General features: G+C 69.7%; 12 protein-coding genes. 7 read left to right on the top strand and 5 right to left on the bottom strand.

Annotated elements, in window-relative coordinates; all coding sequences use genetic code 11:
• Positions 1 to 4 precede the first annotated feature (4 nt).
• The 3 genes from N177_RS15580 to N177_RS15570 are packed head-to-tail and all read left to right on the top strand — an operon-like array spanning position 5 to position 5,817.
• Positions 5 to 922: a DUF58 domain-containing protein gene (locus N177_RS15580; protein WP_023433345.1), complete on the top strand. Its 918-nt coding sequence runs from the start codon at positions 5 to 7 to the stop codon at positions 920 to 922.
• On the top strand, positions 919 to 3,720 hold the full coding sequence (locus N177_RS15575) for a DUF4159 domain-containing protein (protein WP_023433344.1): 2,802 nt from the start codon (positions 919 to 921) through the stop codon (positions 3,718 to 3,720). The genes N177_RS15580 and N177_RS15575 overlap by 4 nt, the downstream gene beginning before the upstream one ends.
• A gap of 9 nt (positions 3,721 to 3,729) precedes the next feature.
• Positions 3,730 to 5,817, top strand: coding sequence for a threonine dehydrogenase (locus N177_RS15570; protein WP_023433343.1), 2,088 nt, complete (start codon positions 3,730 to 3,732; stop codon positions 5,815 to 5,817).
• Here the strand turns inward: N177_RS15570 and N177_RS15565 are convergent.
• The gene (locus N177_RS15565; protein WP_081718591.1) at positions 5,719 to 6,321 is read right to left on the bottom strand and encodes a GNAT family N-acetyltransferase; all 603 of its coding nucleotides are present in this window, start codon (positions 6,319 to 6,321) and stop codon (positions 5,719 to 5,721) included. The genes N177_RS15570 and N177_RS15565 overlap by 99 nt on opposite strands.
• A 273-nt stretch (positions 6,322 to 6,594) precedes the next feature.
• On the bottom strand, positions 6,595 to 7,530 hold the full coding sequence (locus tag N177_RS15560; protein ID WP_040485939.1) for a LysR family transcriptional regulator: 936 nt from the start codon (positions 7,528 to 7,530) through the stop codon (positions 6,595 to 6,597).
• A gap of 119 nt (positions 7,531 to 7,649) precedes the next feature.
• Between N177_RS15560 and wrbA the strand changes: the two genes are divergently transcribed.
• Positions 7,650 to 8,249 (top strand): NAD(P)H:quinone oxidoreductase, encoded by a 600-nt coding sequence (gene wrbA / locus N177_RS15555; RefSeq protein WP_023433341.1) that lies wholly within the window; start codon positions 7,650 to 7,652, stop codon positions 8,247 to 8,249.
• 38 nt (positions 8,250 to 8,287) lie between these two features.
• Entirely contained in the window at positions 8,288 to 9,268 is a 981-nt protein-coding gene (locus N177_RS15550; RefSeq protein WP_023433340.1) for a glutathione S-transferase family protein, read from the top strand.
• A 2-nt stretch (positions 9,269 to 9,270) separates the two neighbouring features.
• Here the strand turns inward: N177_RS15550 and N177_RS15545 are convergent, their stop codons facing one another.
• Positions 9,271 to 9,723 carry an NUDIX domain-containing protein gene (locus N177_RS15545; protein ID WP_341872337.1) on the bottom strand — a complete coding sequence of 151 codons (453 nt, stop codon included), beginning with the start codon at positions 9,721 to 9,723 and terminating at the stop codon, positions 9,271 to 9,273.
• A 385-nt stretch (positions 9,724 to 10,108) separates the two neighbouring features.
• On the opposite strand from N177_RS15545, the gene N177_RS15540 reads away from it, so the two are divergent.
• Complete coding sequence (locus tag N177_RS15540) at positions 10,109 to 11,041, top strand: metallophosphoesterase family protein (RefSeq protein WP_023433338.1); 933 nt, start codon at positions 10,109 to 10,111, stop codon at positions 11,039 to 11,041.
• Positions 11,042 to 11,066: 25 nt separating this feature from the next.
• Here N177_RS15540 and N177_RS15535 read toward each other — a convergent pair whose 3' ends face one another.
• Entirely contained in the window at positions 11,067 to 11,741 is a 675-nt protein-coding gene (locus N177_RS15535) for a pyridoxamine 5'-phosphate oxidase family protein (protein ID WP_040486046.1), read from the bottom strand.
• Positions 11,742 to 11,822: 81 nt separating this feature from the next.
• Here N177_RS15535 and pdxR point away from each other — a divergent pair, with 81 nt between their 5' ends.
• Positions 11,823 to 13,313: a MocR-like pyridoxine biosynthesis transcription factor PdxR gene (gene pdxR, locus N177_RS15530; protein ID WP_023433336.1), complete on the top strand. Its 1,491-nt coding sequence runs from the start codon at positions 11,823 to 11,825 to the stop codon at positions 13,311 to 13,313.
• Here pdxR and N177_RS15525 read toward each other — a convergent pair.
• Positions 13,292 to 13,957: a hypothetical protein gene (locus tag N177_RS15525; protein ID WP_023433335.1), complete on the bottom strand. Its 666-nt coding sequence runs from the start codon at positions 13,955 to 13,957 to the stop codon at positions 13,292 to 13,294. The two genes, pdxR and N177_RS15525, sit on opposite strands and share 22 nt — an antisense overlap.
• Positions 13,958 to 14,032 lie beyond the last annotated feature (75 nt).

The following is a 14,032-nucleotide window of genomic DNA, read 5'->3' as shown; positions in this document are numbered from 1 at the left end:
CGCGTTGGCCATCGCCCGCCCAGACCTCGATCTCACCCCGCCGCCGGCCACGGGCCTCCTGCGGCAGGCGAGTCAGATCGCCGCGCGGATGCCGTATCTCGTCATGGAGGCGCGGCGGGTTTCGGCGAATGTCTCGCAAGGGTTGCACGGCCGCCGCCGGCCCGGACCTGGCGAAGCCTTCTGGCAGTTCCGTCACTTCCAGTCGGGCGAGCCGGCCTCGCGCGTCGACTGGCGGCGCTCGGCGCGCGACCACCACCTCTACGTGAGGGAGAAGGAGTGGGAGGCGGCCCACACGGTGCAGGTGCACCTCGACCGGTCGCAGTCGATGCTGTTCGGGAGCGGGCTCGCGCCACAGCGCAAGATCGAGCGCGCGATCGTCCTGGCCCTCGCGACCCTCGATCTGATGGTGAGGGGCGGCGAGCGCGTGGCGATCGCCGGCGTCACACGCATCACCGGCAGACCCGACGCGGCGGAGCGCGCCGCCGAAGCGCTCGCGCACGCACCGCTCGCCGAGGACGACCTGCCGGAGCCGACGCTCTTCAGGCCGCTGTCCGATGCCGTCCTGATCAGCGACTTCCTCTCCCCGATCGACGACATCGAGGCGCGCCTGCGCGCGATGGGCGCAGGCCGTGTCCGCGGCCATCTCCTCGAGGTTCTCGATCCGGCCGAGGAGACCTTTCCGTTCAGCGGCCGCACCGAGTTTCAGGATCCCGAGACGGGGCAGACCTATCTCGCCGGCCGGGCGCAGGAGCTGCGCGAGGCCTATCGCGAGCGCCTCCAGGCTAGGCGACAGCGGCTGCGGCAGCTGTCGAAGACGCTCGGCTGGAGCCACCTCGTCCACCACACGGACCGGCCGGCCCAGGAGGCGCTGCTCGCCCTGCAGGCGCGGCTGACGGCCGCCAGCACGGGGCTGTCGCGATGATCCCCGGCCTCTCCATCGGTTTCCTGCAGCCCTGGCTGCTCCTCGGCCTCGTCGCCCTGCCGGCGATCTGGTGGCTGCTGCGCTTCGTGCCGCCCCGGCCGCGCCGCGTCGCCTTTCCGCCGACGAGCATCCTGGCGGAGCTCGAGCGGCAGGAGGACACGCGGTCGACGACGCCCTGGTGGCTCGTCCTCCTGCGTCTCGTGATCGCGGCGCTCATCATCCTGGCCCTGGCGCGGCCGACGCTCGACCCGCCGCCGGCGACCGGCGCGGGCGAAGGCACGCTCGCCGTCATGATCGACAACGGCTGGGCCTCGACCCCGCACTGGCCACGCATCCAGGCTGCCGCCCGGAACCTCCTGGAGGCGGCCGACCAGGAGTCGCGGCCGGTCATTCTCGCCGCGACGGCATCCGACGACGCACTACCCGCCGCCGACGCGGCCGTGATCGTGGCCGACCGCCTCGAGGGCCTGGAGCCGCAGCCGCATGCGCCGGACCGCGCCCGCAGGCTCGACGAGCTGGCGCGAGCGGTCTCCGAAGGGCGTCTCCAGCAGATCGTCTGGCTCACGGACGGCATCGATCACGGAGCCGGCAGCGAGCTCGCCGACCGGCTCGCCGCGTTGGAAGCTCCAGGCGGCGTCAGCGTCCTCTCCCCGAGCGGCGACGAGCTGCCGCTGGCGATCGGCGGCGTGCGCGGAGAGGCCGAAGCGCTCACCGTGCAGGTGCTGCGTGCCTCTGCTGCGGATGCTGCGCCGGCCGCCGTCGCGGCCTATGATCTCAGGGGGCGGGAGATGGTCCGCGCCCTCGTCAGTTTCGGGGAAGGCAGCCTGTCCGGCGAGGCTTCCGTCGACCTGCCGAGGGACCTCCGGAACGAGATCGCGCGCGTGGCGGTGCTCGGGCAGGCTCAGCCGGGCGCGGTCGAGCTTCTCGACGACCGCTGGCGCAGACGGGTCATCGGCCTCGTCAGCGGCGAGGCCCGCGACCGCGCGCAACCGCTGCTGTCCCCCCTCTACTACGTGGAGCGGGCGCTCGAGCCCTATGCCGACCTCCGCCCTGCGGGTGGCGCCAATGTCCCGGACGCCATCGAGGCTCTCCTCGGCTCCGGGGTGTCGATGATGATCCTGACGGATGTCGGCACGCTCATCGGCAGCACCGAGCGCGAGCTTTCCGAGTGGATCGGCGACGGCGGTGTGCTCGTGCGTTTCGCCGGGCCACGTCTCGCCGGCGGCGAGAGCGATGCGCTGCTGCCGGTGCCCTTGCGGGGCAGCGGCAGGGAACTGGGAGGCACCCTGTCCTGGTCGGAGCCTCAGGCAATGGCGCCGTTCGAAGAGGGCTCTCCCTTCGCGGGGCTCGAGATCCCTCCGGACGTTCGCATCGAGCGGCAGATCCTGGCGGAGCCGTCCGGCGAGCTCGTCGACCACACCTGGGCGAGCCTCGCCGACGGCACGCCACTCGTCACCGCACGGCGCGAGGGCGAGGGGTGGATTGTGCTCTTCCACGTCACCGCCGACGCAGCCTGGTCGAACCTTCCCCTGTCCGGCGTCTTCGTCGAAATGCTCCGCCGCCTGCAGGAGCTGGCTGGGCCGGCACAAGGGGATCCTGCGGCCGCAGGAGGCGAGCTCGCACCGGGAGGGGTCCTGCGGCCCTTCCGCACGCTCGACGCCGAGGGCAGGCTCGTCGATCCTCCGCCGTCCGCGCGACCGATCGCCCAGGCCGATCTGGGGACCGCCCGCCCGAACGCGGCACATCCGCCGGGCTGGTACGGCGAGCAGGATGCGGTGCGGGCGATCAACCTCGTGAGCGACGAGAGCGAGTTCGGACCGCTGGACCTCGCAGGCGTGCCCGCGGCCGCATATCCCGACCGCGACCCGCGCACGCTGGCGCCCTGGCTCCTCGCGGCCGCCCTCGCCCTCTTCATCGTGGATGGATTGATCATGCTCGCCATGAGTGGCGCCCTCGCGCGCCGGGCCGCCAGGGGCGGGGCGACCGCGGCGCTCGTGTTGCTTGCGCTCTCTCCGGTCCTCACGCCCTCCCCCCTCGCGGCCCAGCAGGGCGACCGCAGCTTCGCGATGAGAGCGAGCCTCGAGACGAGCCTCGCCTACGTCGTCACCGGCAATTCGGAGGTCGACCGGACGAGCGAGGCCGGCCTGCAGGGCCTGAGCGAGATGCTCGCCGCACGCACCGCGCTCGAACCCGGAGCGCCGATCGGCGTCGACGTCGAGCGCGACGATCTCGCCTTCTTTCCGCTGATCTACTGGCCGATGGACCATGAGGGCTCGCCTCCGTCGGAGGAGGCGATGGCGAAGGTCGACGCCTTCATGAAGCAGGGCGGCACGGTGCTCTTCGACACCCGCGATGCCCTGACCTCCGCTGCGTCGGGCACCGGTCCCGGCATGGCGAAGCTCCGGGAGATGCTGAGCGGTCTCGACATACCCGAACTCGAGCCCGTGCCGCCCGACCACGTTCTGACGAAGACCTTCTACCTCGTACAGGGCTTTCCGGGCCGCTGGGACGACGGTGAGATGTGGGTCGAAGCCTCGCTGCCGGACGACGGGCAGACGGGCCGGCCGGTGCGGGCCGCCGACGGCGTCTCGCCGATCCTGATCACTGCAAACGACATGGCGGGCGCCTGGGCGATCGACCCGCGCGGACAGCCGCTCTACCCAGTCGTGCCCGACGGCAACTGGCAGCGCGAGATGGCCTACAGGGCCGGCATCAACGTCGTGATGTACGCGCTCACCGGCAACTACAAGGCCGACCAGGTCCACCTGCCAGCCCTCCTCGAACGACTGGGACAGTAGAGACGCCCGATGGACTGGTCGCTGAGCTTCTCCCCCATGATCGACGACCGGCTGCTGGCCGGCCTTGCGGTCGCCGTCGCCGTCGTCGCGCTCGTGGGCCTGTTCCGGCGCACGCCCGGCGCCTGGCTGCGCGCGCTCGCGGGGGGCCTGCTCCTTCTCGCACTCGCGGTGCCGTCGCTGCGCCAGGAGGATCGGGAGACCGTGCCGGCGGTCGTGACGATCGTCACCGACCGCAGCGCGAGCCAGGGCTTCGGCGAACGGGAGGGCCAGACCGACGCCGCGGTGGCCGGCCTCCGCGAGCGCATCGAGCGCCTCGGCGGGTTCGAGGTGCGCGAAGTCGCCGCCGACAGCGCCGGGACCGACGGGACCCATCTCTTCGGCGTTCTGGAGCAGGCTCTGGCCGACGTGCCGGAGGGACGTGTCGGCGGCACCGTGCTCGTCACGGACGGGCAGGTGCACGACATCCCCGCCGACGCCGCGGAGCTCGGCTTCAACGCGCCGGTCCATGTCCTCGTCACGGGCCACGAGCAGGAGTCCGACCGCCGCGTGGTCCTGAACTCCACCCCGCGCTTCGGCATCGTCGGGGAAGAGAAGCCGATCACGTTCCACGTCGAGGACGTGGGGCCCGCCGCGCCCGAGCCGGGACCCGGCACCCGCGTCGAAGTGCAGATCCGCCGCGACGGCGAGCTTCTGCGCACGATGAACGTGACGCCGGGCGACAACGTGACGGTGCCGGTCGAGATCGCCCACGGCGGCAAGAACCTGATCGAGATCGAGGCGGCGCCGCTCGAAGGCGAGCTGACGGATCAGAACAACCGCGGCGTCATCTCGGTGGAGGGCATCCGCGACACGCTGCGCGTCCTCCTCGTCTCGGGATCCCCGCATGCGGGCGAACGGACATGGCGCAACATCCTGAAATCGGACGCCTCCGTCGACCTCGTGCACTTCACCATTCTGCGTCCGCCGGAGAAGCAGGACGGCACGCCGATCTCGGAGCTCTCGCTCATCGCCTTCCCGACGCGGGAGCTGTTCTCGGAGAAGATCGACCAGTTCGACCTGATCATATTCGACCGCTATCAGAGCCGCGGCGTCCTGCCGATCCTCTACTACGACAACATCGCGCGTTATGTGGAGGACGGCGGGGCGGTGCTCGTGGCCTCCGGACCGGAATACGCCGAGAACGTGAGCCTCTTCCGCACTCCCCTCGCCTCGGTCCTGCCTGCGCAGCCGAGCGGACGGGTCGTCGAGGAGCCCTACAGGGCCGCATTGTCGATCGAGGGGCAGCGCCATCCGATCACGCGCGACCTCGTTCCGGCCGGCGCGACGGTCGGTGACTGGAGCGAGTGGTTCCGCCTCGTCGAGGCGAACCCGGCGGGCGAGACCCGCACCCTCATGACGGGCGCGGAGGAGATGCCTCTCCTCGTCACGGCCCGCCAGGGCGAAGGGCGCATCGCCCTCATGCTCTCCGACCACGCCTGGCTGTGGGCCCGCGGCTTCGAGGGCGGCGGCCCGTACGTGCCGCTTCTGCGCCGGCTGTCGCACTGGCTCATGAAGGAGACGGACCTGGAAGAGGAGGCGCTGCGCGCCTACCAGGAGGGCGATCGCCTCGTCATCGAGCGGCAGACGATGGAGGAGAGCGTTCCAGAGGCCACGCTCACCCGCCCGAGCGACATCGAGGAGACGCTCGAGATGACGCAGGCGGAGCCCGGGCGCTGGCGGGTCGCGGTCGAGGCCGAGCAGCAGGGCCTCTACCGCGTCGTGCAGGGAGACCTGCGCACCGTGGCCAGCGTCGGCCCCGCAAACCCCAAGGAGTTTGCGGAGGTGCTCTCCACCCAGGAGAAGCTGTCGCCTCTCGCCGAGCAGACCGGAGGCGGCGTCTACCGTCTTGCCGAGGATCCGGGGGACACCCCGAGCCTGCCGCGGATCCTGCCCGTGAGAGCCGGCAACAGCGCCTCGGGGAGCGACTGGATGGGGTTGAGGCGCAGTGAGGATTCGATCCTACACGGCGTTCATACGCTTCCGGTCATGAGCGGAATTCTCGGGCTTCTCCTGCTGCTCGCCGCCCTCGCGGGGACCTGGTTCCGCGAGGGGCGCTAGGGACGCGGCCCTCGCCTCGCCGGACACGCCGTCGAAGGCCCCCTCGGCGAGCTCCAGGTAGAGCAGGCGGCGCGGATCCACCGGGCCCGGCAGCTTCACCCGTCCGAACGGAACGTGGCCGAACCCGACACGCGAGTAGTACGGGAGGTCCCCGACGAGAATCACGAGCCGGTGGCCGAGCTCCCGCGCGCGGTCGAGCGCCGTCTGCATGAGGGCGATCCCGTAACCGCGCCCCTTCTCCGCCGGACGCACGACGAGCGGGCCGAGCAGCAGGGCCGGGCTATCTCCGATCATGATCGCGGACAGGCGGATCGATCCGATCAGCTCGCCGTCGAGCTCGGCGACGAGACAGAGAGGCTCGATGGCCTCGGCACCCTCGCGCAGGCGATAGGCCGTCTTCGCGAAGCGGCCGGGGCCGAAGGCTTCCGCGGCAAGCGCCTCGATCGGGCCGGTGTCGGACGGGTGTTCCGGACGGATTATGAAGGACTTCGAAGGGGTCGTCATGGGTCTTCCCTGGGCGTTGCTTTCTTTCGGCAGCGCCCGTCAGCGAAGGCCCCGTGCGCTCTACCGTAGGAAGGAGCGAGGCCGGCTCGGGCGCGCGGCGAGACGGCGCACAATGGGCGTGCACCAAAAAACTCGTCGCATCTGTTGTGCGTGATTCATCAGAACCTGCACCCCGAACTGGTGGAGACGCGAGAGGAATAGCATGATGTTCAGGGGGCCGCCACCCGCTTTTGCACGCGACCGCCCGCCGGTATCGGCCGTTGCAGAACTGCGTCAGGTCGCGCGCCCGTTGCTCTTGTCGAGGCACCGCTCCCAGTAGGGAGGATCCCCGAAGCGCTCGGCCAGGAAGTCCACGAACGCGCGCACCTTGGCCGAGAGCTGCTGGCCTTGCGGCCAGACGGCGTAGGCGGAGATCTCCCTCCACTCCACGTCGGGCAGGACCACCTCCAGTCGCCCTTCCTCGATGGCCCGGTGAACGATGAAGACGGGATGGACCATGATTCCCAGCCCCGCCTCCGCGGCCGTCACCAGGATCTCCCCGTTATTGGCGGCAAACCGGAACGGGACCGAGACCGAACGCTCCTGCCCCTCGCCGTCGAGCCACGTCCAGGAGCGTCGCTCGGGCACGTTCGTGTATCTGAGGCCAGAGTGGTTCACGAGGTCCTCGGGCCGCTCCGGCCGGCCGTGGCGGGCGAGATAGGCGGGACTTGCACACGCGACATTGCGGACGCGGGCGAGCTTCCGCGCGATGAGGCTCGAGTCCTCGAGCTTTCCGATCCGGACCGCCAGGTCGAATCCCTCGTCGACCAGGTCGTGCCTGCGGTCGTTCAGGTCAAGCTCGATCGACATCTCCGGGTTCGCCTCGAGGAAGGCCGGAATCGCGGGCCCCAGATGCATGATGCCGAAGGTCAGCGGAGCGGCGACCCTGAGACGTCCGCGCAGCGTGCCATGCTCCTGCGTCGCCGCCTGGTCGGCTTCCTCGAGATCGGCCAGGATGCGCAGACACCGCTCGTGGTAGGCGCGTCCGACCTCCGTTAGGCTGATCCGGCGCGTCGTCCGCTGGAGAAGGCGGACGCCGAGCCGCGCCTCGAGGTCGCGCAGCCGCCGGCTCACGACGGATTTCGCGATGTCGAGGCGCTCCGCCGCCGCCCCCACGCCGCCCGCCTCGACGATCTTCACGAACGCCTCGATCTCGGCCAACCGTCCCATCGTTCCCCTTCGGTCAACAATCCCTTCGCATTGCACGGGCTTTTTCCGGGCCGCGCAACCTCTACCTCTCTACCCGGTTCAGGCGGCGTGCGGCCGCAGCCACTTATTGGAGACACGAAATGCCGAAGATCCTCGTCCTCTACCATTCGAGCTGGGGCCATATCGAGAAGATGGCGCACGCCGTCGCGGAAGGCGCGCGTTCGGTCGAAGGCGCCGAAATCGTCGTCAAGCGCGTGCCCGAGCTCATGACGGAGGAGCAGATGCGGGCCGCCCACATGAAGGTCGAGCAGGAGGCTCCCCTCGCGACGATCGACGAGTTGCCCGACTACGACGCGATCATCTTCGGCACGCCGACCCGCTTCGGGATGATGACCTCGCAGATGCGCAACTTCCTCGACCAGACCGGCAAGCACTGGGCCTCGGGCGCGCTCATCGGCAAGGTCGGCTCGGTCTTCACCTCCACCGGCGTCGGCGGCGGCAACGAGACGACCATCACGTCCTTCCATGTCACGCTACTCCACCAGGGCATGGTGATCGTCGGCCTGCCCTACTCGTGCCCGGAGATCTCCGACATCACCCAGCCCCGCGGCGGCTCGCCCTACGGCGCGGGAGCGCTGTCGAACTCCGACGGAAGCCGCGACGTTTCCGAGAACGAGCTCGCCCAGTGCCGATTCCAGGGCCGCCACGTGGCCGAGATCACGAAGAAGATGCACGGCTGACGGCGCCGGCACTCGACGCGAACAGGGAGACTTTCGAGATGGGCCTACTCGTCGACGGAAACTGGCAGGACAAGTGGTACGACACCGACAAGACGGGTGGCCGCTTCAAGCGCGAGGACTCGGTCTTTCGCAACTGGGTCACCGCCGACGGCTCGGCGGGCCCGAGCGGCACGGACGGGTTCGCGGCGGAGCCCGGGCGCTACCATCTCTACGTCTCCTACGCCTGCCCGTGGGCGCACCGCACCCTGATCGTGCGCAAGCTCAAGGGGCTCGAGAACGTCGTCAGCTTCAGCCCGGTCGACTGGCTGATGCTCGACGAGGGCTGGGTCTTCGACGACGAGCACCCCGACCCGCTCTTCGGGGCGAGGCGGCTCTACGAGATCTATCTCAGGGCCAAGCCCGACTACACGGGCCGCGTGACCGTGCCCACCCTGTGGGACAAGAAGCGCGGCACGATCGTCTCGAACGAGTCCTCCGAGATCATCCGCATGCTGAACACGGCCTTCGACGCCTTCGCGGAGAATCCGGCTCTCGACCTCTATCCCGAGCATCTCCGCGGCCGCATCGACGAGGTGAACGAGCGCGTCTACCACTCCGTGAACAACGGGGTCTACAAGGCGGGGTTCGCGACGGAACAGGAGGCCTACGAGGAAGCGTTCGCGGATCTCTTCGCGACGCTGGAGGATCTCGACAGGCTGCTCGGCCAGAGCCGCTACCTGGCGGGCGAACAGCTGACGGAGGCGGATTGGCGCCTCTTCACCACGCTCGTCCGCTTCGATCCCGTCTATCACGGCCACTTCAAGTGCAACCTGAAGCGCATCGCGGATTACCCGAACCTTTCCGGCTATCTCCGTGAACTCTATCAGGTTCCGGGCATCGAGGAGACGGTGCGCTTCGACCACATCAAGGGCCACTACTATGCGAGCCACCGCACGATCAACCCGACGGGCATCGTGCCGGTGGGTCCGCAGATCGACCTGCACGAGCCCCATGGGCGGGAGCGCCTGAAGGCGGCCTGAGGCTACCAGTGAGCCGCCGGAGGGGCGGCATCGACGATCTCCATGATGCGGCGGCGGGTGCCGGGCGTGGTGCCGGCGGGGAGCCCGTCCGCCGGAAAGAAGCCGGCTTCGGCGATCTCCTTCGACGGGTACGGCACTTCCACCTGCGTCCAGGCCTCTCCCACGAAGGTGAGCACGTGGTCTCCGGGAAATGTCGCCTCGTTCAGGAACACCCCGTGCAGCCTCGGCTCCTCGTCGAGCCGGATGCCCGCCTCCTCCATCAGCTCGCGCTCGAGCGCCTGCCGGGCGGTCTCGCCCCGCTCGATGCCGCCCCCCGGCAGGTGCCAGCCGGACGTGTAGGTGTGGCGGACGAGAAACACGTACCTGCCGTCCAGCACGGCGACGCGGACGCCCATCGTGAGGCCGCGTGACCATCGCCAGTAGGTCTGCGCCAGGCGGCGCGTCAACGGCCTCACCACCGCCCGCTTCCGCGGAGGCCGGCGGCCGGAACGACACATCCCGTTGACATAGGCTTACCGAACGGCATGAGCGGCGCGCAGGTCTGCCCAGCGCGCGGGCATCTGCCCGCCTCCTGGGCAGGCTGGTAGAAGATCGCATCCAGCGCCGCGCGTCTCGACGATGCGGCGCTTCCCGTTTCTATGACCTCTGGAATCTCCGATGTTCTCCTTCTTGTTCCGCTCGCGGCGCCCCGGCTACATCTGGCGTCCCGCGATCGACCTCGGCAATGCACGCATCGCCGCGACGCTGATGACCTTCTCCAGCAACTAAGGGTTGCTCGGGAGCGGACGATCCGGCCCTCGCGCCTGGTTCCGTCTGTCATTTCGCACCGAGGCGCGCTAGATGCCAGCGGTGATGTATCGTCTCGCTCATCTTTCCGACCCTCACATTCCGCCCTCGCGCCGTCCGCGTCGACGGGAGCTCTTGTTCAGCCAGCGCCTCGTCGGCTGGACGAACTGGCGTCGCAGCCGTCGCGACGTGCACCGCCGCGAGGTGCTCGACGTCCTGACAGGGGATCTCGAGCGCGAGGCACCGGACCATATCGCCGTGACGGGGGACCTGACGATCGTATCCTCGCGGGCGGAGTGGACTGCGTGCCGCGAGTGGCTGAACGAGATCGGCCACGGCGACCACGTCTCCCTCGTGCCCGGCAACCACGACGCCTACACACGCGGTGCCGTTCCTGCGACGCGGCGTGCGTGGCGGGAATACATGACGGGCGACGGCGCCGATCCCGACGAAAGCATGGCGCGCTTTCCCTATCTCAGGCGACGCGGGCCGCTCGCTCTCGTCGGCGTCTCCTCCGCCGTCGCCACCGCTCCCTTCCTCGCCACCGGCAAGATCGGCTCCTCGCAGCTCGAACGGCTCGAGACGATGCTTGCGGAGCTGCGATCCGCGGATCTCTTCCGCGTCGTCCTGATCCATCATCCCCCGCTGCGCACCCAGGGCGACCGTTACCGCCGGCTGCTCGACGGCAAGCATTTCGTGGAGATGGTGGGCCGCCTCGGGGCCGAGCTCGTGCTGCACGGCCACGACCACACGAGCACCGTGCGGCACATCGAGAGCCCGCGCGAGCCCGTGCCCGTCATCGGCGTGCCGTCCGCCTCGGCTCTGGCGTTCGGCGGAAAGCCGGCGGCCGCTTACAACGTCTACGAGATCGACCGCGGCCGTCACGGCTGGAACTGCACGATGTCGGTGCGCGGATTCGAGGACGAGGCGATCTCCGAGACGCAGCGGCGCCCCCTCTGGCGCGACGGCCACGCAGTGGTCGGCTGAGCGTCCGCGGCAGCGACGGCAGCGCCTACAGGAACCGGCCGCGGCTGGCGGCGATCGAAGGCGGCACCTGCGCGCCTTCGGCCAGTCGCCCGTCGTCGAGCGGCTGCCCCAGCGCCGTGACGACCGGAACGACTCCCGCCCAGATCGGCAGGGTGTAGTCCTCCTCGTCGTCGACCGGCCCTCCCGTCCGCACCTTCGTCGCCGCCTCCTCGACCTCGAGCGCCAGCACGCCCGTCGCCTTCCGTTCCTTCGCCGACACCGGCCGGCTCTCGGCCCAGCGTCCCGGCAGCAGATGGTCCGTCAGGAGCGTCAGCGCCTCGTCCAGTTCGTCCGGGTCCGTGACGTGCCGGGCCTGGCCGTGGACGATCGCGCAGCGGTAGTTGACGGAGTTGTGGAAGGCCGCCCGCGCGACCACCAGGCCATCGATCAGCGTGACCGTGAGCGACAGCGGCGCCGTCTCGCCCACCTTGCGGATGATGCGGGTCGAGCTCGCGCCGTGGATGTAGAGCGTGTCGCCGCGCCTCGCGTAGATCATGGGGATCACCATCGGGCGACCGGCATCGATGAAGCCGACATGCGCGACGAGCCCCTTGTCGAGTACCGCCCACACCTGCTCGCGGTCATAGCTTCCCCGCTTCGCGTTCCGGATTCGCGCGTGGGGCGGGATCCTCTCCCGCTCGGCCTTCGACATGACGTTCATCTCGTTCTCCATCCTCGGCTATGGCCTTCCGCCGATCCATGACGCACACTCTGGTTCCCGAGAAGAGCCAGATCGACGAAAATGGAAGTACCAATACTGCAGGAGGGGCAGGTCCTGCTGGACAGAAGTTCGGCCGTGCCGCTGCCGGAGCAGATCTACAGGTCGCTGCGCCAGGCGGTGGCCGAGGGAACCCTGCGGCCCGGCCACAGGCTTCCCTCCAGCCGACGCCTGGCTGCCACGCTCGACGTCTCCCGCAACACGGTGAATGCGGCCTACGACCTCCTGAAAGGCGAGAGCATCGTCGACATCACCGGTCGCTCGGCCCCGATCGTGGCGGCGCGGGTCCCTCCGGAGGGGGAAGCGCCTCGGTCGGCCACGTCACCGCCGCCACCGTCTCTCTCGGTGCGGGGTCGGCTCAAGGCCGACGACACCAGGGGCCGAGCATGGGCCCGCCATCCGGGGCTGCTCCAGCCGGGAGCGCCGGCGACCGATCTCTTCCCCTTCGAGCTATGGGCGCGCTGCCTCCGCCGCGCCGTGATGCGCGAGCGATCCGCGGTTCTCCACTACGACCGGACCGGCGGCGTGCCGCAGCTGCGCGAGATCCTCGCGAGCTATCTCGCCGCGGCGCGAGGCGTGGAGGCCGAGCCGGACCAGATCCTCGTCGTCGCCTCCACGCAGGGCGCCCTGTCGGGACTGGCCGAGGCGCTCTGCGATCCGGGCGAGCGCGTCTGGATCGAGGACCCGGGCTATCTCGGAGCACGTGCCGCCTTCTCGGGGGCGGGACTGGCGCTGTCGGGGCTGCCGGTCGATGCCGAGGGCGCGAATGTCGAACGGATGAAGAGCGAGGACGCCGCGCGGCTCATCTACGTCACGCCGTCGCACCAGTACCCCACGGGCGCGCGTATGACCCTCGCGCGACGGCTCTCCCTCCTCGCTCACGCGAGGAGCGTCGGCGCGATGGTTCTCGAGGACGACTATGACAGCGAGTTCCTCTTCGAGGGCAGACCCATCTCGGCCCTGCATGGTCTCGCCCAGTCGGAGCAGGTCATCTACCTCGGCACCTTCGCGAAGACCCTCCTGCCGGGGCTGAGGACGGCCTATTGCGTGGTCCCCAAGGCTCTGGCGCGTGATCTCACCGAGCTCTTCCGCAGCACGGGCCGGCTCGCCAACGTGCATGCGCAGCTCGCCATCGCCGACTTCATCGACGGCGGGCACTATCAGGCCCACCTACGCCGCATCCGCACTGTCTACGAGGAGCGCGGGTCAGCACTCCACCGAGCGCTCGTCAGCCGGTTCGGCGACCGGATCGAGGTCGATCGGCCGACCGGGAACGTCCAGCTCACGGTGGCATTCAGGGCCCCCGTCGACGACGCGGAGGTCGCGATGGCGATGCAGCGCGACGGCTTCGCCGTCTCGCCTCTCAGCGCCTGCTACCTCGACGCCGCGCCCCGGCCCGGCCTCGTGATCGGCTTCGCGGGGGCCACCGCGTCCCAGATCGAGGCCGGCATCCGGAGCCTCGAACGCGCGCTCGATGCGCAGCAACCCCGCGTTCAGCCGAAGCTCACGAGGTAGTAGCCGTAGGCGAACAACCCTCCCGCGCCCAACAGCGCCCCGAACAAGAGTGCGACGAACAGGCTGAACCAGCCGGGCCCGCGACGGCGCTGCACCGGCATGCTCTGCACCGGCACAGGCTCGGCTGCCGGACGTTCGGCGGCAGGCGCGACGCGAGGCTCCGTCGTGTCGCTGTCGAGGGCCCGTGCCCGCTCGAGAAGCCGGTGGGCGACGTAGTCCGTGACCGCCTGGTTGACCTCATCGAGATTGGTGCTCTCGAGGATGATCTTCGGGCCGTAGCGGGTCTCCTTCACGAAGCGGTAGGTGCGCTTGTCGCGACCCATCACGACATACGCGATCACGTCGATCCACAGCCGTGGCGGAGACCTCGCGACGAGCGAGCACTCGAGAAGATCGGTGCCCGGCGGGATCTCGTCGAAGAGGTCGCGGAGCGAGGCGTGCAGCATCTCGAGCCGCGCGGCCTCGGCCTCGCGAAGCTCGAGTATCACGTCCGACCGCTCCGCCTCGTTGAGCCTGGCCCGCCGAATCGCGTCCTGCAGGCGCGACTTGGCCACGGCCGCCTCTCCATTGACCGCCGGGCCTGCCTTGTCCTCGCGCTGCGGCGTGTCCTGCGGCGTCGTCTGACGATCCTGTTCTTCGAGCATGTGGGGCGACCTCGCATTGGTTAACGCGCTGTTTACCATGTTTGCCGCACGCCCGGCGAGGCTTGCTGCTTCCGT

The sequence above is a fragment of the Lutibaculum baratangense AMV1 genome (genome assembly GCF_000496075.1).
Taxonomy (GTDB): Bacteria; Pseudomonadota; Alphaproteobacteria; order Rhizobiales; family Tepidamorphaceae; genus Lutibaculum; species Lutibaculum baratangense.
The sequence above is the reverse complement of the archived record's forward strand: the minus strand, read 5'-3'. Positions and strand labels throughout refer to the sequence as shown.